The 21,160-nt window shown below is 44.3% G+C and carries 18 protein-coding genes; 10 read left to right on the plus strand and 8 right to left on the minus strand.

What is annotated here, in order from left to right; translation table 11 throughout:
* Positions 1-17: 17 nt before the first annotated feature.
* On the minus strand, positions 18-1,448 hold the full coding sequence (locus PLE34_RS06055; protein WP_324554946.1) for a cobalamin-dependent protein: 1,431 nt from the start codon (positions 1,446-1,448) through the stop codon (positions 18-20).
* A gap of 134 nt (positions 1,449-1,582) precedes the next feature.
* Between PLE34_RS06055 and PLE34_RS06060 the strand changes: the two genes are divergently transcribed.
* The 7 genes from PLE34_RS06060 to fucP all read left to right on the plus strand — a co-directional run bounded on the left by PLE34_RS06060 (position 1,583) and on the right by fucP (position 6,997).
* Entirely contained in the window at positions 1,583-2,443 is an 861-nt protein-coding gene (locus tag PLE34_RS06060) for a fumarylacetoacetate hydrolase family protein (RefSeq protein WP_324554948.1), read from the plus strand.
* 37 nt (positions 2,444-2,480) lie between these two features.
* Positions 2,481-2,813, plus strand: a complete 333-nt coding sequence (locus PLE34_RS06065; protein ID WP_324554950.1) for an L-rhamnose mutarotase — start codon at positions 2,481-2,483, stop codon at positions 2,811-2,813.
* Between the two features lie 22 nt (positions 2,814-2,835).
* A complete protein-coding gene (locus PLE34_RS06070; protein WP_324554952.1) occupies positions 2,836-3,507 on the plus strand; it encodes an SGNH/GDSL hydrolase family protein in 672 nt (223 codons plus the stop codon).
* Between the two features lie 102 nt (positions 3,508-3,609).
* Positions 3,610-3,975, plus strand: coding sequence for a four helix bundle protein (locus PLE34_RS06075; protein ID WP_324554954.1), 366 nt, complete (start codon positions 3,610-3,612; stop codon positions 3,973-3,975).
* A gap of 58 nt (positions 3,976-4,033) precedes the next feature.
* Positions 4,034-4,858 (plus strand): amidohydrolase family protein, encoded by an 825-nt coding sequence (locus tag PLE34_RS06080; protein ID WP_324554956.1) that lies wholly within the window; start codon positions 4,034-4,036, stop codon positions 4,856-4,858.
* A gap of 87 nt (positions 4,859-4,945) precedes the next feature.
* Complete coding sequence (locus PLE34_RS06085; RefSeq protein WP_324554958.1) at positions 4,946-5,725, plus strand: L-fucose dehydrogenase; 780 nt, start codon at positions 4,946-4,948, stop codon at positions 5,723-5,725.
* A 33-nt stretch (positions 5,726-5,758) separates the two neighbouring features.
* Positions 5,759-6,997, plus strand: coding sequence for an L-fucose:H+ symporter permease (gene fucP, locus PLE34_RS06090; RefSeq protein ID WP_324554960.1), 1,239 nt, complete (start codon positions 5,759-5,761; stop codon positions 6,995-6,997).
* Between the two features lie 132 nt (positions 6,998-7,129).
* Here fucP and PLE34_RS06095 read toward each other — a convergent pair whose 3' ends face one another.
* Positions 7,130-8,368, minus strand: coding sequence for a PSP1 domain-containing protein (locus PLE34_RS06095; protein WP_324554963.1), 1,239 nt, complete (start codon positions 8,366-8,368; stop codon positions 7,130-7,132).
* Between the two features lie 749 nt (positions 8,369-9,117).
* On the opposite strand from PLE34_RS06095, the gene PLE34_RS06100 reads away from it, so the two are divergent.
* The 3 genes from PLE34_RS06100 (at position 9,118) to PLE34_RS06110 (ending at position 12,607) form a co-directional block, all read left to right on the plus strand.
* The gene (locus PLE34_RS06100; RefSeq protein WP_324554965.1) at positions 9,118-9,972 is read left to right on the plus strand and encodes a prolyl oligopeptidase family serine peptidase; all 855 of its coding nucleotides are present in this window, start codon (positions 9,118-9,120) and stop codon (positions 9,970-9,972) included.
* 69 nt (positions 9,973-10,041) lie between these two features.
* Positions 10,042-10,968, plus strand: coding sequence for a sugar phosphate isomerase/epimerase family protein (locus tag PLE34_RS06105; protein WP_324554967.1), 927 nt, complete (start codon positions 10,042-10,044; stop codon positions 10,966-10,968).
* Positions 10,969-11,035: 67 nt separating this feature from the next.
* Positions 11,036-12,607 (plus strand): glycoside hydrolase family 32 protein, encoded by a 1,572-nt coding sequence (locus tag PLE34_RS06110; protein ID WP_324554969.1) that lies wholly within the window; start codon positions 11,036-11,038, stop codon positions 12,605-12,607.
* 434 nt (positions 12,608-13,041) lie between these two features.
* Here the strand turns inward: PLE34_RS06110 and PLE34_RS06115 are convergent, their stop codons facing one another.
* From PLE34_RS06115 to PLE34_RS06140, 6 genes are all read right to left on the minus strand, one after another.
* A complete protein-coding gene (locus PLE34_RS06115) occupies positions 13,042-14,949 on the minus strand; it encodes an AAA domain-containing protein (protein ID WP_324554971.1) in 1,908 nt (635 codons plus the stop codon).
* Between the two features lie 207 nt (positions 14,950-15,156).
* The gene (locus PLE34_RS06120; RefSeq protein WP_324554973.1) at positions 15,157-15,795 is read right to left on the minus strand and encodes a 3-keto-disaccharide hydrolase; all 639 of its coding nucleotides are present in this window, start codon (positions 15,793-15,795) and stop codon (positions 15,157-15,159) included.
* Positions 15,796-15,922: 127 nt separating this feature from the next.
* Positions 15,923-17,635 carry a M3 family oligoendopeptidase gene (locus PLE34_RS06125; RefSeq protein ID WP_324554975.1) on the minus strand — a complete coding sequence of 571 codons (1,713 nt, stop codon included), beginning with the start codon at positions 17,633-17,635 and terminating at the stop codon, positions 15,923-15,925.
* Positions 17,636-17,720: 85 nt separating this feature from the next.
* Positions 17,721-18,338 (minus strand): DUF5606 family protein, encoded by a 618-nt coding sequence (locus tag PLE34_RS06130; protein ID WP_324554977.1) that lies wholly within the window; start codon positions 18,336-18,338, stop codon positions 17,721-17,723.
* Between the two features lie 51 nt (positions 18,339-18,389).
* Positions 18,390-19,475, minus strand: coding sequence for an amidohydrolase family protein (locus tag PLE34_RS06135; RefSeq protein ID WP_324554979.1), 1,086 nt, complete (start codon positions 19,473-19,475; stop codon positions 18,390-18,392).
* Positions 19,476-19,495: 20 nt separating this feature from the next.
* Complete coding sequence (locus PLE34_RS06140) at positions 19,496-20,785, minus strand: serine hydrolase domain-containing protein (protein WP_324554981.1); 1,290 nt, start codon at positions 20,783-20,785, stop codon at positions 19,496-19,498.
* Between the last annotated feature and the right edge of the window lie 375 nt (positions 20,786-21,160).

Raw genomic sequence — 21,160 nt, forward strand, 5'->3', positions numbered from 1 at the left:
TTTGCCTAAGAACTTCTTTATTTCATTTCAGGTAGTGTTTTTAATATTTGAATCGCACCGTTCAACTGGTATAGTTGCGATGCGATATGGCTTTGCTCTTTTACCTGGTTGTTATACGTCCGTATACTGTCGCTGATCTCACTAAGGTACCGCACCCGCCGGGCTGGTATAACAATGGCATCTTGTCTTCCCTGCTCATTCCCGGAGATGCCTGTTGGCAGACCGTTCCACGATACACCTGTTTTTGCTTTTATTTTCTGCAGCAATAATTCAAAAAACCGGTTTACCCTTTTATCATTAAATGTATTGGCACATATGCCCAGCACAGGTAATTCGTCATTAGCTGCTGCAAATAGCAGGTGATTGCGTTTGTATTGCTTTCTTACGTCGTTTAACGCATCTTCCGCACCCGCTTTATCAAATTTGTTGATCGCAATAATGTCCGCGTAATCCAGCATGTTGATTTTTTCTAATTGCGATGCTGCGCCGTATTCCGGTGTCATTATGTATATGCTCACATCGCAGTAATCTATAATGCTCATATCACTTTGTCCTACCCCCGCCGTTTCCAGAATAATGCAATCGTACCCCGCGGCCTTACATATGGCAATGCCTTCTCTGGCTACCTTGCTGATGGCTGTGTTGTCTTCTCGTGTGGCCAGGGAACGCATATACACGCGGGGGCCCGAAACGGAATTCATTCTTATCCTGTCTCCCAGTAAAGCGCCGCCGGTTTTTTTCTTGCTGGGGTCAACCGAAATAACGGCAATGGTTTTATCGGTAAAGGCGCCAAGGTAACGGCGTACTATTTCATCGGTTACAGATGATTTTCCGGCGCCACCGGTGCCGGTAATGCCAATAACAGGGATGTTGTTTGCCGGGGCTGAATGCTTCATTTCCTGCAGCAGGCAGGAATAGCTTTCTCCTTTTTCCGCCAGGGTAATCGCTCGCGCCACCTTCCTCGTATCCCTGTATTCACCTAACGGCAGGGCTTTGGTTGGGCTTTGGGGCACTTCGGTAACGGAGAAGCTGCAATGTGCCATCACGTCTTCGATCATGCCTTCCAGTCCCATTTTCCTGCCATCATCGGGACTGTATATCCTGGTAATGCCATATTGATGCAGTTGCTCCGCTTCCTGGGGCAGGATGGTACCGCCACCGCCACCGAAAATTTTAATATGGCCGCAGCCGCTTTCATCCAGCAGGTCTTTAATGTATTTAAAAAACTCCATATGCCCCCCCTGGTAACTGGTAAGGGCAATGCCCTGCACATCTTCTTCAATGGCGCATTCCGCAATTTCCCGGGCCGACCGGTCGTGACCGAGATGAATAACTTCCGCGCCTTTACTTTGCAGTATGCGGCGCATGATATTGATGGCTGCATCATGCCCGTCAAATAAACTGGCTGCTGTTACTATCCGGACTTTATTATCTGATTGATTGTTCATGTTGCCTGTTATTACAATTACCTAAAATTAAACCAAATCCTAATGCCCGTTAGCTTTTCAATCGTTTGCACAAAAAATGGTTTGGCGTGCACAAAAAATGGAAGTAGTTTAGTCCACTAAAAAACAGATGATTTATGAAATTAATTCGCTTTGGAAAGGCCGGTCAGGAAAAACCCGGAATAGAATTGAAGAACGGCAAACGCATTGATGTTTCCGCTTTTGGAGAAGATTATACGGAAGATTTTTTTGCAACAGATGGCATCAGGCGGTTAAGCGAATGGTTAAAATCAAACGAGTCCTCCTGCCCTGAAGTGAACAATGCAGAAAGATTAGGTGCGCCATTGAGCCGCCCTTCCAAGCTGATCTGCATTGGATTGAATTATTCCGATCATGCTGCCGAAAGTAATATGCAGTTGCCTGTTGAGCCCATCATATTCTTTAAAGCCACGTCAGCGGTTTCCGGCCCCAATGATGATGTGGTTATCCCGCGCAACAGCACTAAAACCGATTGGGAGGTGGAACTGGCTGTTGTTATAGGCAAAAAAGCATCCTATGTGGAAGAAAAAGACGCTATGGATTATGTGGCCGGATACATGCTTCACAACGATTACAGTGAAAGAGCTTTTCAATTAGAAAGAAGCGGGCAGTGGGTGAAGGGTAAAAGCTGCGATACCTTTGCTCCCATCGGGCCCTGGCTGGTAACGCCCGATGAAATCAGCGATATCAATGATCTTCGTTTATGGCTAACCGTTAACGGTAAAACCATGCAGGACGGCAATAGTAAAAACCTGATCTTCAAAATTCCTTTTTTAATTGCTTACCTCAGTGAATTTATGACCCTGCTGCCCGGCGATATTATTACTACGGGCACACCTGCAGGAGTGGGGTTAGGACAGAAGCCGGCGCCCGTTTACCTGAATGCCGGCGATGTGGTTGAGCTGGGTATTGACGGACTGGGTCAGGCAAAACAAACCCTGGTTGCCTGGAGCAGATAACCGCCCGCTGATCTTTTTGAGATAAAAAAATTCAAAAATGAAACGATATTGCCTTGCCGTGGATCTGAAAGACGACCCTGCTGTTATTGCGGAGTATAAAAAGATACACCAGAACATATGGCCGGAGATCCGGGAAAGGATAAAGGCCGATGGCATTACGGTTATGGATATCTATCTTACCGGCAACAGGCTGTTCATGATCATGGAAGTAAATGATGATTTCTCTTTTGAAAAAAAGAGCCGCTCAGATGCCGGTAATCCAAAAGTGCAGGAATGGGAAAATTTTATGTGGAGCTTCCAGCAATCGCTTCCCTGGGCCAAACCCGGGGAAAAATGGGTTATGATGGAAAAGATATTCGAACTACAATAATATCCATTTATAAAACAACTATATGAACCGTTTCATTGCATACTTTACGTTTATTGCTTCTATCGGTTTTTTATCCGCTTTTACTGTTATGCAAAAAAAGAAAGTCATTTTTTTTGGTGATTCCATTACCCAGGCAGGTGTTGCGCCCAACGGGTATATCACCCTGTTGCAGCAGATGCTGGTGAAAGACGGTAAGGATAAGGCTTTCGATCTTATTGGCGCGGGTATTGGCGGTAATAAAATATATGATCTTTATTTAAGGCTGGAAGAGGATGTGCTGTCTAAAAAGCCCGACCTTATATTTATATATGTAGGCATAAATGACGTATGGCATAAAAGAAGCTTTGGAACCGGCACAGACCCCGATAAGTTTGAGCGGTTTTATAATAAGATCATTGATAAAATTCAGGCCACCGGCGCTACAGTGGTGATTTGCACACCTACTGTTGTGGGAGAAAAGAAAGGGTATGTTAATGAACTGGACGGTGACCTGAATAAATATTCGGAGATCGTACGCCGGATCGCTAAAAACAAAAAGGTTGAGTTGATTGATCTGCATAAAAATATTATTGACTACATCAACAGCCATAATCCGGAAGATAAAAATTCAGGCATCCTTACAACGGATGGCGTACACATGAATGATGAGGGCAACAGGTTTTTGGCAGAACAGTTTTGGGGGTATATCAAATAGTGGTAAGTAGTAAGTGATAAGTGGTAAGTTGTAAGTGAGGTGTACATTGTGACGGTAGAACACATTTTTAACAGCGTAATGTTAACCTAAAAAATACCTGTTATGAAAGTTGTTAAATTTGAAGACCTGATAGCCTGGCAAAAGGCGCGGGATCTGACGGTGGAAATTTACAGCGCATTTGAACAGACGAGAGATTTTGCTTTTAGAAATCAGATACAATCAGCAGCGGTATCTGTATCAAACAATATAGCAGAAGGTTTTGATTCCAAAAGTAAAAGAGAATTTATGAGGTTTTTGGGAATAGCCAGAAACTTCTGTAATGAAGTAAAATCTATGTGTTATTTAGCAGAGCGGTTAAAGCACATTGAAGTGTCAAAAAAGAATCATTTGCTATTCTTTTGTGAGGAAGTAACGAGAATTATTGTAGGCTTATCCAAATCAATAATACCTAAAATGGAAGCAAAATGAATTTAGTCAAACTTGTTTGATAACGACTTACCACTTACCACTAATAACTTACTACTTTATGACTTGCATAGACACACACGTTCATTTTTGGAAATACGACAGGAAACGGGATGGCTGGATGGATGATATGAAAGTGCTGCAGCAGGATTATATTCCGCAAACAATTGAATCTACCTTAAGGCGGAATGATGTAGACGGGTGTGTTGCTGTGCAGGCCGACCAGTCGGAAATAGAAACCCGGTTCTTATGCGAACTGGCAAAAACGCATCCGTTCATAAAAGGTGTGGTGGGATGGGTTGATCTGCGGGCTGATAATGTAGAGGAAAGATTGCAGCATTTTTCGGAATACACCGCCATAAAAGGGTACCGGCATATTGTGCAGGGAGAACCCAATGATTTTTTGTTGCGGAAGGATTTTCAGCGGGGCGTAAAAGCGCTGAAGGCTTTTAATTATACATATGATATACTGATCTATCACTACCAGTTAAAACCTGCATTGGAATTTGTTTCGCTGTTTCCCGATCAGCCAATGGTTATTGACCATTGCGCCAAACCGGATATCAGGCATAAGGAAATTGATGAATGGGCCAGGCTGATGAGGGAAATCGCCCGTCATCCCAATACATATTGCAAACTGTCTGGCCTGTTTACCGAAGCCAACTGGAAAGCATGGAGCGCCGGTGATTTTTATCCTTATCTTGATGTGGTATTTGAAGCTTTTGGTACCGGCAGGCTGATGTTTGGGAGCGATTGGCCGGTAATTTTGGTTTCGGGTATGTATGTGCAATGGAAAAGTTTGCTGGAAAAATATATGGAAAACTATGGGGAGGAAGACAGGGAGAAGGTTTTTGGAGGGAATGCTATACAATTTTATCATCTCTGATTATCTTCACCTGCGTGCAGGAAGTATGCATACAGTATTTTATGCTCTTACCGGGGCAATATGTATTATCAATCTAAACCGTAAATAATGGATCTGAATCTTGCTAATAAGGTATATATCGTTACCGGGGGAGCCAAAGGCATTGGCGCCGCCATCAGTAAAACCATAGCCGCGGAAGGGGGCATTGTAGTAATTGCCGGAAGAAATAAAACCGATAACCAAACTATAGTTGACGAAATTGTAAAATCCGGTGGTAAAGCCAGTTATGTAACGGCAGAGCTGGGCACTCCGGAAACCTGCAGCAGCGTGATTGACTTTACCGTTGAAAAATACGGACAGATAGACGGTTTAGTTAACAACGCGGGTATAAATGACGGGGTAGGACTTGAAAAAGGATCTCCCGACAAATTCTTTCAATCCCTTCAAAAAAACCTGAGTCATTATTATAACCTGGCGCATTTTGCATTGCCTTACCTCAAAAAATCGAAAGGCAATATCGTTAATATTGGTTCTAAAGTAGCTGTTACCGGGCAGGGCAACACTTCGGGTTATGCCGCTTCAAAAGGAGCCATTAACGCGCTTACGCGGGAGTGGGCGGTGGAACTGCTGCCTTATTCCATACGTGTAAATACTGTGCTGCCCGCAGAAGTTTGGACACCTTTATATGAAAACTGGATAAAGACGCTTCCCAACCCGGAAGAAAAACTAGCGCAAATTGTGGCTAAGATCCCCCTGGAAAAAAGAATGACCACATCGGAAGAGATTGCTGATATGACAGTTTTTTTGCTGAGCAGCAAATCAAGCCACACCACCGGGCAAATTATTTTTGTTGACGGAGGCTATACGCATTTAGACCGGTCGTTATAACATATTTAGTACGATTACCAAACTACAAGTTACATGGCATTAACATCAACCGCTACTTCAGCCGCTGAACCCTCTACAAACGGAAAGGGGTACCTGTTTCCGCTGATCCTGGTAACCAGCTTATTTTTTTTATGGGGATTAGCCTATGGTTTACTTGATGTGCTGAATAAACATTTTCAGGACGCGTTGAATGTAACAAAGGCCAGGTCTACCCTGTTACAGGCGGCCTACTTTGGGGCTTATTTTTTGATTGCCCTGCCTGCGGGTATTTTTATGAACAAGTATGGGTATAAGAAAGGCATTATCCTTGGCTTATTATTATATGCAACCGGTGCTTTTCTTTTCTTTCCATCGGCGCAAATGGGCAGTTTCGATTTTTTTTTACTGGCGCTCTTTGTTCTTGCTTCGGGCTTAACCTGCCTTGAAACCGCTGCCAATCCTTATGTAACGGTGTTGGGTAAACCCGAAACATCGGCGTTCAGGCTTAATTTATCACAATGCTTTAATGGTGTAGGATCTTTTATTGGGCCTATTATTGCGGCCAATGTTTTTTTTAATGAATCTTCCGGGCAGGATAGCGGGAACCTCGATTCCGTAAAAATGGTTTACGTTATTATAGCTATAGTGGTGTTATTTATCGCGGTGTTATTCTGGAGAACGTATCTGCCGGAGATCAAGGAAAGTGAAATCGTTTCCGATAAAGCTCAGGACACCAAACCCCTGTTTCAGCACAGTCATTTTGTATATGGCGTTATTGCGCAGTTTTTTTATGTGGCGGCACAGGTAGGTATAGCGGCACTGTTTATTAATTATTGTACGGAGGCCAAAAATGAAATTGACAATTCAAAAGCCGCGTACCTGCTTTCCATCAGCTTATTGCTTTTTACAGTAGGCAGGTTTGCAGGAACGGCCCTTATGCGGAAAATTGCTCCCAATATACTGCTTACCATTTTTGCCGTTATCAATATTGTGCTTTGCGTAATGGTAGTTTGGGGCAAAGACTGGATTTCAGTGTATTCCCTGATGGCTGTGTTTTTCTTTGAATCTATTATGTTCCCTACTATTTTCGCTTTGGGTGTTAAAGACCTGGGGCACCATACCAAAAAAGGGTCGTCATTCCAGATCATGTCTATTGTAGGCGGAGCATTAATGCCGTATTTTATGGGCTTGCTGGCCGAAAACGGAACAGCCAAAGCCTATATTATACCTCTGTTTTGCTTTGTGGTAGTAGCGTGGTATGGCGCAAAAGGGTATAAGATCAAGAAGGGGTAGGGAAGCGGTTGCAGGTTACAAGGTACAGGTTGCAGGATGATTGATCAGGGATCGATCAAGAGCCGGTATTCTGTAACCGTAAGCTGTTATAGCAAGAGCCGGAAAGGGGGCACGTATTGATGCTTAATCCACCTAATTTGACTTCCCCCTGTCTTTATCTTTTCTGATCGTTGGCCTGGGCTGGTTTTGCTGCGGAGGACGGGGCGCCTGCTGCCTTGTATTGCTGCGGTTTCTTTCCTGCTGCTCTCTTTGTTTGAATTTCCTTCGCTTGTCATTTTTTTCTAAGCTGCGCAGGCTGATTTGTCCTACCACGTCTACAAAATCAGGTTCAACTTCCTTGGGCTTACTGCTTACCAGCTCTTCTGTTTCTAATGCTTCCGGTTTTATGCCCTTTACGTTCATCTCTTTTATTTTTCGAACAGTGGCAATAGAAAGCGGGTAATGTTTATTGCTGTCGGGCAGTATGTACCACATCAGGTTACGGAAAATATCTTTCTTGATCAGTAAAGCGTTTCCTTTTGTTGTTTCCAGCATATCCGCATTATCGGGGAAGCCCTGGAGTGCATCTAAATAAGTATCCAGCTCATAGTTCAGGCAGCATTTAAGCCGCCCGCACTGCCCGCTTAATTTGGTTTGATTAATGCTCAGGTTCTGGTATCGGGCTGCAATGGTAGTTACGCTTTTGAAGCTGGTAAGCCAGGTGCTGCAGCAGAGTTCACGCCCACAGCTGCCTATCCCACCCACTTTTGCCGCTTCCTGCCTTGCTCCAATCTGCTTCATTTCAACTTTTACCTTAAACTCGGAAGCATATATTTTTATCAGTTCTCTGAAATCAATACGCCCGTCGGCAGTATAAAAAAATGTAGCCTTTCTTCCGTCGGCCTGGAATTCCACTTCCGACAGTTTCATTTCTAATTTCAATTGCCTGGCAATGGAACGGGCACGCATCAGCGCCTGTGGCTCGCGGGCCTTGTTTTGTTTCCATAACTCCAGGTCGCGATCGCCGGCCCGGCGCAAAATTCTCTTTATTTCAGGATTATGCTCTTCAACACCTTTCTTCTTTAGCTGAAGACGTACCAGTTCTCCCGACAAGCTCACTTCTCCCGTATCAAAGCCACTCACTCCTTCCACGGTTACCATGTCTCCCTTGTCATACAGGTGTACCGTGCTGTTGCGGTAAAATTCTTTTCTGCTGCCATTATTAAAAGAAACTTCAATAATATGGCACATGCTATCTTCATCCGATAAGGGAAGGTTAGTTAGCCAGTCGTGTACATTCATGCGGTTGCAACCACCTGTGCTGCACCCCCCGTTGCTTTTACATCCGTTAGGCTTGCCCCCGGTATTGGTACCGCAGCTACTACAACTCATATTTCGGCATATATTAAATAGTTAATAATAATGCCCGGTTAAAGGGAATGATGTTACAGTAAATAAAATGCACACTATTATCCTGCTGAGGAAAAGCCCGGTTTTTGAGCTCCTGTATAAAATGCGGTATTATACGAAAAGGTATAATAGCCTAAATCAGAATAACTATATTGAAATAAAATAAACGTTTTCAATACTTTCAACCCAACTCACCAATTCTGTAACATTAATATATATAGAATCCCTTTACAGGACATTTGTATCCAAAAGTAGCAAAATGTTGCGATAATTGTGTGATTAAAAAATAAGAAAGCTATGAAGGCGGAATTGAAGTACAGGCAAGAGCCGTAAATCCGGGGATACAAAGCACCCAAAGACAAATAATAAGAAACAAATAGATACAGATGGTTCGTGCCCCGCCGCGGCGGGCAGGCTCACCATGACAGGCAAATATTAAATCCGAAGCTGGAAATCCCTAAGCATTGCCTGGTATGATATGCTTACCCTAAAAGAAGGATTGATATGTTTTGTGCAGTTGCCCCAATGGGCGTATTTCAATTTTTCGCTCCATGTACAACTTACCGGTCGGTGAGACACCGACCGGTAGCGGGTTCTACAGGTGGGTGTCACCACCCACCTGCGAAAATTTGAAATGCGCCCGCCCCAATGCTTAATTATTTACATTTGAGTATTAAAAGACACCGCGGATCATTTGTTTTAAGTTGATATGCATGGTAAACAACAAAATAATGAACAGATCACTCTTTTTGCTTTGGCTTACCATTTCCGTTGTTTTGCTGTCATGCAAAAAGGAAGCTCCGCCGCCGGATCTGCATACACCGGCCGTTAACTATACCAATATGGCTTACGGCAACGATGCCCGGCAGGTAATGGATATCTTTCTGCCCGAAGGAAGAACCATACAGCATACAAAAACTATATTTATTATTCATGGCGGAGGATGGACAGAAGGTGATAAAGCCGACATGGCAGAAGCCGTGGCATATCTCAAAAAAGAGCTGCCGCTATATGCTTTTGTTAATGTAAACTACAGGCTGGCATCCAATGGCTCTGTAAATATATTTCCCGCGCAGGAAGAAGACATTAAGAGCGCGGTGGGCTTTTATTTAAACAGGTCCGGTGAATACCTGGTTTCCGAAGATCTTGTGATGGGTGGAGCGAGCGCCGGCGCCCACCTGGCTATGCTGCACAGCTATAAAAATGACCCGGGCAAACATGTAAAAGCGGTGGTAGATTTTTTTGGCCCCACAGACTTGGTGGCTTTATGGAATGAGGGGGTATTACAGCAATGGGCCTTGTTGGGGGCTGTAGGCAGGCTGTATACTGATAACCCGGATATATACGTGAACAGCAGTCCTTTAAATTTTATTACGAATCAAAGTCCGCCTACCATTGCCTTGCAGGGAGGCGCCGACTTTATCGTTATTCCCGCTCAAACTACCAGCCTTGTTAACAGGCTTATTGAGCAAGGCGTGAAAAATCAATTAGTGTATTATCCTCTCGAGTCTCATGGATGGGCGGGAGCCAACCTGCTGGATTCTTATAACAAGATCATTGCTTTCATAAAGGAAAATGTTAAGTGAAAAAATATTATACGCTTTGTTCTCCTGCTAAAAAAATGCTTTACCTTAAGTTTTCATTCTACTATTTTTATGCTTAGCAGAAGAACGCTTATAAAACGCACAGGTGTAGCGGCTTTATCAGCCTTTATACCATCCTTTATTAAAGCAGGTCCCAACCATGCCGGCGGGGCATTTCGCTTTTGCCTTAATACCAGCACTATACGCGGGCAAAACGTAGGGCTGCTTAAGTCATTAGAAATTGCATCTGCGGCCGGCTACGATGGTGTGGAATTGTGGGTAAGCGATATAAGGGATTATCTTAAGCAGGGAAACAAAGTGGATACACTCGCAAAATTTATTGCAGACCGCGGGCTTACTGTTGAAAATGCGATCAGCTTTACTACGTGGATGGTGAATGATGCCGCAAAAAGAAAAGCAGGATTGAAGGATTTGGAAGAAGAGATGAAGATAATGGCTGCGCTGGGTTGCCGCCGTATAGCAGCCCCACCATCGGGCGTAGACAAAGGTGAGCCGGTGGATCTCCCGCAGACGGGTATATATTACCGTGAGATACTGGATCTGGGACGAAAATATAAGGTAATTCCGCAATTAGAATTCTGGGGCGCTTCGGGTACGCTGTATAGTTTAAGCCAGGCATTGGCAATTGCCGCCGCTGCCAATGATCCCGATGCGCGGATATTACCGGATGTATACCATCTTTTCCGTGGGGGGTCAGGGTTTAACGGGTTAAAGCTGATGAATGGAAGAGCCATTGAAATAATACATATGAACGATTATCCGGGTAATAAACCTGTAAATGAACAAACGGATGGTGACAGGGTATACCCGGGTGATGGCGTGGCGCCGCTTAAACAGGTTTTGCAGGACCTCCGGGTTATGGGCGGTACAAAAGTACTTTCGCTGGAACTGTTTAATAAAACATACTGGGCGCAGGATCCCTTGCTGGTGGCCAAAACAGGCCTGCAAAAAATGAAGGCATTGGTAAATGAAGCTTAACGGAAAAAATAGCCAATGTGAAAGATGCGCAATATGGAGCGCATTAATAAAACAAACAATAACCGGTATGAAAAAATTAAATGTCCTCTTTTTATTTATCTTCTTAACGCATTACGGTATAGCACAGCAGGAAAAGCAAAAAGACAGGGCTGAGATGATCAATGATACACGCACCCTGCGATCGCTGATGCAATCCGATCCGCACCGGCCTATCTATCATTTTGTAGCCCCGGAGGGTCATGCCATGCCTTTTGATCCTAATGGCGGCATTTACTGGAAAGGGAAATACCACCTGGGGTATATCTATCAGAAATTACGCAATGGCAAAATGGAACATGTATGGGGGCATGCGGTAAGCACCGATTTGTTTCACTGGAGTTTATATCCTGATATGCTGAATGTAAAAGACGGGGATATGGAACAGGGTATTTTCAGCGGTGGCGCATTCTTATCAAAAGAAGGTGTTCCGCATATCATTTATCACGGTCAGGGCGCTTCTGCAAACATGGTGGCATACTCAACAGATGATGATCTGAAAGTATGGAAGAAATTTGAAGGTAATCCTGTTTTAAAAACGCCTGCCGCCGATGATCCGTTTGGTAATTCAGGCAAATACACGGCATGGGATCCGGAAGGATGGTACGATAGAAAGGCGGGCTGGTATTACCAGATCTCCGGGGGCAAAACACCGGCCCTGTTCAAGTCGAAAGATATGTATAAGTGGGAGCATATCGGCCGGCTGTTAGACAGCACCAAAAGCTGGTTGTATGCATCGGAGGACCTTTCCTGCCCGGATTTTTTTTCCATAGGTAACAAATCCATGCTGCTTTTCATCAGTCATAATATAGGTGCGCAGTATTTCATCGGAAGCTTTGTCAATGATAAGTATACCATTGAACAGCATGGCCGGATGAATTGGCCTGGCGGAACATTCTTTGCCCCGGAGCAGCTACAGGATGATAAAGGAAGGAATATTATATGGGGATGGGTGCTGGAACGCAAGCCCGAAACACTTCCTGATTATGGCTGGTCGGGCATTATGAGCTTGCCGAGGGTATTGTCGCTTGCCAAGAATGGCACATTACAGATCAATCCGCCTGAAGAGGTAAAAGCCATCAGGCTGAATGAAGTGCAGGAAAATGATATAGTGCTGGAGGCAAATAAGGAACAAACATTAAAAGCAAAAGGGAAATCCATTGAGCTGAAACTTGAAATGACAGGCGGAGCTACATCACCCTATGGCGTAAAAGTTTTTTGTTCTCCTGATGGGAAGGAAGAAACCACCATTAGCTACGATCCGCTTAAAAAGGAATTGGTTATTAACTTCATTAAATCATCTGTAAAAGGGCCGGTGAGCATGCCATCCAATGCTATATTCGGATCACCCATGGATGGATTTCCGGAAAAAGTATCGGAACAAAGAGTGCCTTTTGAGCTGGGCAAAGACGAAACATTACAGCTTGATATTTTCCTGGACAGGTCTGTTATTGAAGTGTTCGCCAACGGCAGGCAGTGTGTTACGCAGGTGGTGTACCCTGAATTGGAAAATAGTACAGAAACAAAAGTTTTCAGTGGCGGTGAAAAGGTAACGGTAAAGAAAGCGCAGTCGTGGACAATGGCAGAAACAAATGCGTATTGAAGACTCCGTTGAAAAAATAAAGCTGTTTAAGCATTATCCGTGCTTCATGGCTTTAAAAGTATTATTTACATGCCTCAGGGTGTTAGCGGAGCGCATTTCCCTAAGTAACTCCTTTTCCGCTGGAATCTTCCCTTAAAAGGGGCTTGGTGAAATAACGTGCAGCCGGTTTTTAGAGTTCCCCACAAAAAATCGGTTTTGTTCGACAATTTCATATGTTCGCATTTACCAAACCGGATATTTTAATCGCATCGGGTGCCATGTGGGCAACCAGGCCCTGGCGCTCAATATTTACCAGCGCCTCATTCATATAATGGAGATATACTGCCGATCGCAGTGCTGGGCGTACAAGGGAGTGACACAACAGGCGATGCCATGAAATACAAAAGCCGGATTCAAAATTTTTTTACCCTTCAATCCCATAGTCCAATATTCGCTTACATATCTACGAATTCCCATGCGCTTTGATAAGCATTGTGTTGCTCTGTGTAAGCAATAAAGTTAGCATAAAAAGTAAACTGGCTCAGCGTAGCGCTGTCGCCAATCACCACTAATTTCTTCCGGGCACGGGTCATGGCCACATTCATTCGACGGATGTCGGACAGGAAACCGATCCTGCTTTCGTTGTTGCTGCGCGTCATGCTGATGTATACAATATCCCGTTCCTGGCCCTGGAAGCTGTCAATGGTATTCACCGAAATTTTATCGCCATATGCATGCAGTTGTGTGGTGTGCTGTAACTGCTCTTTTAATAATTGGATCTGTTGGCGGTAGGGGGAAATAACAGCTATCGAAGGAAAATTATGGGGTTGGTAGTGCGTGCTCAATGCTGTTATCAATTGTGTAAGATGTTTAAAAACAAAAACCGCTTCTTCGGGGTTTGAGGTACTGGTGCCTTCGATTTTTTCATCGAAGCCGCAGCCGGCAGTATCTACAAAAGCTATAGGAACATCTGTATCAAACAGCACATGTGCCGCTACGGAAGCATGCGCTTTTAACCTGCTCTGGTAAAACACACCGGAAGAGTAGCCCATGATCATTTCATGCATGCGGTATTGTTCTTCCAGCAGCACAACGGATCCGGGATGGAGCTGCACGCATTTTTCGAGCAGGGTAGTGCTCAAGCCATTACGGGCAGCTTCTTCCGATTTGATCGTTGGAGGCAACTGGCAGTGGTCGCCTGCAAGCACAACTTTCTGTGCTTTGAGGATGGGTATCCAGCAGGCAGGTTCCAGCGCCTGTCCTGCTTCGTCAATTACTACCGTGTGATACCTGAGATGGCGCACGGTATAATGATTTGCGCCTACCAGCGTAGCGGTAATTACCTGCGCTCGGCCGAGCAGGTCATTGGTGATGTATTGCTCCGTTTTTTCAATATCTTTAATAATGCGGTGCGCTTCATCAAACAGCGCTCTGCGTTGCTCGCGTTCGGCTTTGCCAAAATTACGCTTATACTTATGCGCCATATTGCGAAGCTCGTTAGCCTGCTTCTTCATTTTCTTCACGTCCTTCATGCTGTTGTGTTCAGCCATCCTGCTGTCGAGGGTAAGGGACATCAGTCGTTCAGATACGCGGGCCGGATTGCCCACGCGCAATACATCCAAGCCTTCATCTGATAATTTTTCCGTGAGCAGATCTACAGCGGTATTGCTGGGCGCTACTACCAGTACCTGTTTATGATCCTGTTGTATCAATGCTTTAACGGCTTGCACCAAAGTGGTGGTTTTACCTGTGCCCGGCGGACCATGCACGATCGCCAGCTCATTGGCCGATAAAATTTTATTTACCGCTGCCTGCTGCGAATCATTTAATATGGCACTGCTAAAATGTGGAACGGTGGTTTCAAAAGTAGCTGGTTTTTCACCAGTAAGTATTTTAATCAAATGTCCTTCCTTTGGCTTTTCACTGAGCGTTGATGCAAGCTTCAGCGCATTCTGCATTTCATCGTAGCTGTTGTCGTCAAAAAGCAGGTCAATCCCTAACTTCCCGTCGCGGCTCCAGTCGGGCAGTTCGTCTGTGCGTAATGTAATTTTCAACCGGTTGCCACCCTGGAAAGTGATTACTCCCTCCACCCTGTTTTCCCGTGGATCGTGATTGGAAAAAATAACGGCCGATGCGCCGAAGCGAAGCTGGTGTGGAATATCCTGGTGTGTAGTGCGTTCCACCTCTACCGTTAAATAGTCGCCGCGGCCCAATTCCGTATCACGTATGGCTATGGGATACCAGGTGAGCCCGTTTGCCCTGCGTTCGGCTACAGTAGATGTTTCGATGAGTTGCTGGTAAGCTTTGCGATCCTGCTCCCGCTCCATTTTCAATAAGTCCAGCAGCTTTTTGAAATAATCCATGGAGCAAAGGTAAGGAGGGAGGGTTTAAGAATTTTGAAGCTTGAATTCCGAAACCCGAAGAGAATACAAAGTATCAAGAGACAAATAACAAGAGACAAATAAAATTCAAATGCTAAAATTCAAATCCTAAGCCAACGGTAACTACCTATCGTTAGTAGCTATTCACCTGAACCTGATACCTATACCCTGCAACCTGAATTCTTCTTTTTAATCTGCTAACGGCTTAACCATTATATTTTTATAATACACTGTACTTTTGGGATCGTGGCCCTGCAAGGCAAAGGTACCGCTGGAGAGTACGCGCTGCGTATTTTTTTCATCCCTTCCGGGGTTTTCAGGCTCCGTATAGTCAACTACCGTTTTATCGTTTATTTTAATGATGATCCTTTTACCTTCTACTTTTATGTATTCGGTATACCATTCATTATCTTTCGCATATACTTCCCGCACATCCGAAAAGCCATATAAACTGCCCGACCTGCGCCAGTCGGTGTGTGAATTGTTTACCTGTGCTTCATACCCTTTCTCGGGCCAGCCGCCTTCCTGGTAGCTGGTATGAAAATAGATACCTGAATTAGAGCCTGGCAATGTTTTTACATCTGCTTTGAATTCAAAGTTGGTGAAAATATGTTTTTTCACAGGGCCATCATAATAAATATGTGCAACAGGTCCGTTCACCTTAATGCTACCGTCTTCAATACTAAATGTAGATGCATTCCTGCCAACTTTCCAATTGTTCAGTGTTCCGTCAAATATAGATATCCATCCATCCTGTTGATTTTGGGGAAGGTATGTAAACGATAAAAAAGTTAAACTGAATACAGCCAGCGATACAAAATATTTCATGTGCATGGGAGTTTTGAATAGCATTTATATATGAAGCTACGTTATTTGAAGAAATCAGAAAGCCCCGGTGTAGAAACAGCGGGACTTTTGGTTAAGGCTCTGATTAGTAGCTATTTTAAAATCTGCTCTATGCCGGCATTTCGGTATGAACAAACTCCATTAATTCTTTTATATAGGCTGGTGATAAATTGAACTGCAACCCTGCGGATGCATATAATTCCGGTAAGGGTTTTATATTACCCAAACTTAGTGCTTTCATATAATTATCCAAAGCATTTTCCTTATTTTCTTTAAATTGTTTCCACATTCCTATGGCGCCCAACTGGGCAATGCCGTATTCAATATAATAAAAAGGCACTTCAAAAAGGTGTAACTGGCGCTGCCATGCGCTTTCACGGTATGGTTCCAGTCCACCGAAATCTATTTCGGCAGAAGAAAATTCCTGTAATATCTCCATCCACCGGTTAGTTCTTTCTTCCGTGGTATGAAAAGGGTTTTCATAAAGCCAGTGCTGGAATTTATCTATGGTAGCTATCCAGGGCATTATGGTAATTACTCTTTCCAACTGGTGCTCCTTTGCTCTTTGCAGATCATTGGCATCAGTAAAAAAGGTATCCCAGTATTCCATGCTGAACAGCTCCATGCTCATACTGGCCACTTCCGCCATTTCTATAGGATATTCTTTAAACGCAGATAATTCCAGCGGATGTGCCAGGAAAGAGTGAACCGCGTGCCCGCCTTCATGTACCATGGTAGTAACATCGTGCATTTGCCCGGCGGCATTCATAAAAATAAAAGGTGCGCCGCTTTCGGCTAACGGCATATTGTAACCGCCGGGAGCTTTACCCTTCCGGCTGTCGAGGTCAAAACGTTTCAGCTCATCCATCTTCCGCAGGCAATCTGCAAAGAAGGGTCGTAACCGGTTAAAGCATACGATGGATTTTTCCAATAGTTCCTTTCCACTGGCAAAAGGCCGCAAAGGAGATACCCCTTCCGGTTCGGCCTCGGTATCCCAGGGCTTTAATACATCGAGTCCGAGCTTTTTCTTTTTTTCCCTGTTAATAATGTTCACCAAAGGCAAAACATACTGCTTTACACCTTCATGAAAGTTAAAGCAGTCTTCTTTGGTATAATCAAACCGGCCCTTCTCTACGAACATATAATCCCGGTAGTTGCTGAACCCGGCATTTAAAGCTACCTGGTGACGCTTGCGGACAAGGCCCGTAAACAGTTCATTAAAGGTATCTTTATCCTGCAGGCGTCTTTCATTTATTTTCCGGTAAACCGATTCACGTAAGGCTCGGTCATGACTTTCCAAAAACCTGGAAGCCTGCTGCAGCGTATATTCCTTTCCTTCTACTTCAATGGTCATTTTGCCTGCTATGGCGCCGTATTGCTGCTGCATTACACTGAGTTCAGCAAACAAGGGAATATTTTCTTCTCTGAACAGATCAATACTTTTTTTAACGGAACGCAGGTAAGTGAAATATTTATCCTGGTCTAACTCAGCCGTATATGCGCAACCAACCAGCTTCCTGTTGATCTTATCGGCATAAGGTTGAATATTGGGCTGAATAGCCGTGTAGAAAAAAGTAAAGGCTTCGGTAAGCGCTTTATTTTCTGTGTCGCGGGTCATGCGTACCTGGCGCCAGCAGGCATCTTCCGACACCACGGCTTCGAGTTCACTGGAATCTTTTAACCATTGTTCCAGTTCCTGTTTAGTATTAAGAGGTCTTTCAGACAGTTCTTTAAAATAGGGTTCAAGGGCTTCCCACGTGGTTACTTCAAAATCTTCCGGTAGAAAATATCTTGGCTTCTTTTTAATATCAGCACTTGCCATGGATCATGGTATTATAATAGGTAAAAGATGAAAAGAGAGGAAAAGACAAAAGGAAGTTTTTTCACCGCTCACTTCTGACACCACATTATTCTTTTGCTTTTTTCTTTGGAGCGGCTTTCTTTTTGGGTACGGCCTCTTCTTTGGCTGTTTCCGCTTTTTTAGGCGCTGCCTTTTTCTTTGGAGCCGTCTTTGCTTCTTCTTCTTCTTGTATTACTTCTTTTTTCTTTTCTGCTTTTTTGGGTGCAGCTTTCTGTTGGTCCGCTTCTTTTACCTCCTCTGCTTTCTCTTCGGGATCCACTGTTTCCTCTTCTTCTTCAGGCTGAGGCGCTTTGATCTCAATATTATTCGCCGTTAAGATACTAAGCCATTTCACCATTTTTTTCATATCGCTGGTATATACCCTTTCAAAATCCATATCGGGATATACAGCTTCAAAATATTTTTTTACCGCGGCATTGTCTTTTTCATCAGGCAACGACGTGGTGTCTTTTTGCATGGCGAGAAATACATCGGCCAGGTTCACATTTTCACGAACTGTAAATATTTCAATACTTTCTAAATGTGAGAAGTTATGCACGCGGGAAGATACGAAGCGGGTGCTTTTATCTTCAAGGGAGCGTACTATAGCGCCATCGCCTTTGGAGCTTAACAATTCAAATAAGCCGCCTAAGCCGGTTACGGAAATGATCTTACTGTATTCCATATCAATCAAAACATTTTAAGGACGTGCAAGATAACGGGAAATTTGGAAATGTTAGTCGGGGAACAGGGTTTTATCAATATTCGGGATAATCCGCAGGGCATTTTTGTAATAAATTTTTTTCAGAACCGTATCGGAAAGTCCCATCCCGTACATGCGCCAGAAGGCATGGTATTTTTTGTGGTAAGGAAAATACTCGTCTTCTGTTTCTAAAACCCTGAAATATGTAGCGTATTCATCGGGCACCCAGCTATCCTTGCCGAACATGATCCTGTTCTGGTATTGCTCAAAAAACTGTTTTGCCGCTTTGGGCTGCCTGCCTAACTCTGCGATGATAGCGCCAAATTCAATCATCATATTCGGTATTTCCTCTAATAAGCTGCCTAATTTGCCCAGGTCGTTGGGGTACCAGCCAAAATGTGCAGCAATAAAAGTTGTGGAAGGATGCTTTTTGAACATACGGTGCTGCTCAGCAATAAGCTGTTCCCACGGCTCAGGGTCATTGGCTTCTCTTTTCCTCCGGGGATGGGTAACCAGTTCCAGCCAGCGTTCATTATGCTCATCTACCGGGTCCCAGAAAGGTTTCGGATCCGCGGTATGTATAAGCACGGGGATTTTAAGCTCGCCGCATTTTTCCCATATAGCGTCTAACCGGGGATCGTCTATAGCCACCCGTTTGCCCGCTTTATCTGTAACTGAAAAACCCAGGTTTTTAAATATTTTCAGTCCGTTAGCACCGTTTTTTACATCGGCTTCTAACTGTTGAACAGCTTTGGCTGTCCACCCCGTTTCACCAATGCCGTTAAATTCAATATTAGCAAATACGATAAAGCGTTTGGGAGCTGTATGGCGAATGCTTTGCGTCATCCCCTGTAACCTGCTGCCATTACCGCCGCTGAGGTTTACCATTACGGCCATATTCAGCTTATCCATCGCCGTTAGCAGCCCCGGGATAGCCTGTTCAGAAAGGTTCCATTGGTGGTTATGTACATCAATGAAAGGAAATTTTGCCCTGGTAAGCAGGTGTTCCGGCACTTTGAGCGTAGATACGGGGTCGTATTTTTCAAAGTCCATAGACTTTTGCTGGGCAAACCCGGAAACAGTGCAAAAGAATAAAAAAATAAAGCTGATCTTTTTCATGCTATTGGCAATTGATAAGGTTAATCGGTAAGCGCCTGGTAGGTGAGCACTTTAAACTTTTCATGAATATCGCCATGACTGTTGGGGTACAACTGTAAAAACAGTTGCGCCACTATTTTTTCTTTGGGGTCTATCCAGTAAGAGGAGCTGAACATGCCGCCCCAGCTATAAGATCCTTCAGAACGGGGAGAAAAGGCGCTGCCTTTTTCTGTTACCAGCTCAAAGCCCAGTCCAAAAGTGTTGCCCTGTCCCAGCCTCAGGTCGCCGATCTGGTTGGTAGTCATCATGCGAATAGTATTGCGCGAAAGGATGCGTTTACCATTGTACACCCCGTTGTTTAATAACATCTGCATAAAAACGGCATAGTCGTATGCCGTGGATGCCAACCCGCCGCCACCGGAAAAATAAGTACCGTTCATATTGGGGTAGTTGGTATAGAATGTGCCATTAATATCCATCGTTGCCGCTGCCTTTTTTATATGCCTGGTATCATCTTCCGTATACAGCGTGGCCAGGCGATTTTGTTTCTCTGCGGGCAGGTAAAAATAAGTATCCTTCATACCCAGGGGTTCAAAGATCCTTGTTTTCAAAAAAACGTTGAAGCTCATGCCCGATACCACTTCTACCAGGTAACCCAGCAGGTCGGTATTAAGCCCGTAGGTAAATTTTTCTCCGGGCTGATGCGCAAGCGGCAGCGACCCTAATTTTTTCATGATGTCCGCCAGCTTTATCCTGTTTACGCCAATGCCGGCTATGATGCCTGCTTTTGCATAAATGGCGTTAAAGGTTTTGTTGCCTATTTGCGCATAGTGGATACCGGAAGTATGGGTGAGCAACTGGCGTATGGTGATCTCCGATTTAGCGGGAACAGTGGTATAGGTGGTATCGGCTTCATTAAAGCTGTCTAATACTACCGGGTTTTTAAATTCGGGGATGTATTTGCTCACCGCATCGTCTAACAAAAACTTTCCTTCTTCATACAACATCATTACGGCCACGCTGGTAATGGCCTTGGTTTGTGAAGCAATACGCATAATAGCGTCTTTTGGCAGGGGCTTTTTCGTAGCGGCATCATCATACCCCAATCCTTTGTAGTATACAATTTTGCCATTGCGGGCAATGATGGCCGTGGCGCCATTGATCCAGCCGCTGTCTATATACTGCTGCACCAGTCCGTCAATCCGTTTCAGCTTTTCTTCCGAAAACTGCACGGAGGCAGGCGCGGCGGTTTGCAATATTTGGGAGAAGGAAGCAGTAGCTGTGACAGTAAAACACAGCAGCATGATAGTACGGGTAAATGATCTTCTCATATAACAGCATTCATATTTGGAGGATGAAAGATAAGACTTATAAAGCACCAAGAATACCAAATCACAAGAACCAAATAGATACAGATGGTTCGTGCCCCACCGCGGCGGGCAGGCTCACCATGACAGAAAAATCCGAAGCCTGGAACCCGAAATTCGAAGAAATACAAAAGCATCAAACAACAAATAACAGGTACCAAATAAAATTCAAATACTGAATCTCAAATCCGAAGCGAAAAATCCCAACGGCAAACCAAAAATGATAAACCACAAATTAAAAATCCAAATCCGAAGGAAGCCGCCAGCAATCAGATCAGCTACGAGCAATACAAAGCAAAGGAGTATTCATTCTATCGTTAGTAGTAAACACTGCTAGCT

The organism is Agriterribacter sp. (assembly GCF_035445465.1).
GTDB lineage: Bacteria > Bacteroidota > Bacteroidia > Chitinophagales > Chitinophagaceae > Agriterribacter.

Bases quoted from the DNA above. Each gene is read 5' to 3' on its own strand.
- PLE34_RS06055 (WP_324554946.1), bottom strand. From the start codon at position 1,448: ATGAACAATCAATCAGATAATAAAGTCCGGATAGTAACAGCAGCCAGT.
- PLE34_RS06060 (WP_324554948.1), top strand. From the start codon at position 1,583: ATGAAATTAATTCGCTTTGGAAAGGCCGGTCAGGAAAAACCCGGAATA.
- PLE34_RS06065 (WP_324554950.1), top strand. From the start codon at position 2,481: ATGAAACGATATTGCCTTGCCGTGGATCTGAAAGACGACCCTGCTGTT.
- PLE34_RS06070 (WP_324554952.1), top strand. From the start codon at position 2,836: ATGAACCGTTTCATTGCATACTTTACGTTTATTGCTTCTATCGGTTTT.
- PLE34_RS06075 (WP_324554954.1), top strand. From the start codon at position 3,610: ATGAAAGTTGTTAAATTTGAAGACCTGATAGCCTGGCAAAAGGCGCGG.
- PLE34_RS06080 (WP_324554956.1), top strand. From the start codon at position 4,034: ATGACTTGCATAGACACACACGTTCATTTTTGGAAATACGACAGGAAA.
- PLE34_RS06085 (WP_324554958.1), top strand. From the start codon at position 4,946: ATGGATCTGAATCTTGCTAATAAGGTATATATCGTTACCGGGGGAGCC.
- fucP (WP_324554960.1), top strand. From the start codon at position 5,759: ATGGCATTAACATCAACCGCTACTTCAGCCGCTGAACCCTCTACAAAC.
- PLE34_RS06095 (WP_324554963.1), bottom strand. From the start codon at position 8,368: ATGAGTTGTAGTAGCTGCGGTACCAATACCGGGGGCAAGCCTAACGGA.
- PLE34_RS06100 (WP_324554965.1), top strand. From the start codon at position 9,118: ATGAACAGATCACTCTTTTTGCTTTGGCTTACCATTTCCGTTGTTTTG.
- PLE34_RS06105 (WP_324554967.1), top strand. From the start codon at position 10,042: ATGCTTAGCAGAAGAACGCTTATAAAACGCACAGGTGTAGCGGCTTTA.
- PLE34_RS06110 (WP_324554969.1), top strand. From the start codon at position 11,036: ATGAAAAAATTAAATGTCCTCTTTTTATTTATCTTCTTAACGCATTAC.
- PLE34_RS06115 (WP_324554971.1), bottom strand. From the start codon at position 14,949: ATGGATTATTTCAAAAAGCTGCTGGACTTATTGAAAATGGAGCGGGAG.
- PLE34_RS06120 (WP_324554973.1), bottom strand. From the start codon at position 15,795: ATGAAATATTTTGTATCGCTGGCTGTATTCAGTTTAACTTTTTTATCG.
- PLE34_RS06125 (WP_324554975.1), bottom strand. From the start codon at position 17,635: ATGGCAAGTGCTGATATTAAAAAGAAGCCAAGATATTTTCTACCGGAA.
- PLE34_RS06130 (WP_324554977.1), bottom strand. From the start codon at position 18,338: ATGGAATACAGTAAGATCATTTCCGTAACCGGCTTAGGCGGCTTATTT.
- PLE34_RS06135 (WP_324554979.1), bottom strand. From the start codon at position 19,475: ATGAAAAAGATCAGCTTTATTTTTTTATTCTTTTGCACTGTTTCCGGG.
- PLE34_RS06140 (WP_324554981.1), bottom strand. From the start codon at position 20,785: ATGAGAAGATCATTTACCCGTACTATCATGCTGCTGTGTTTTACTGTC.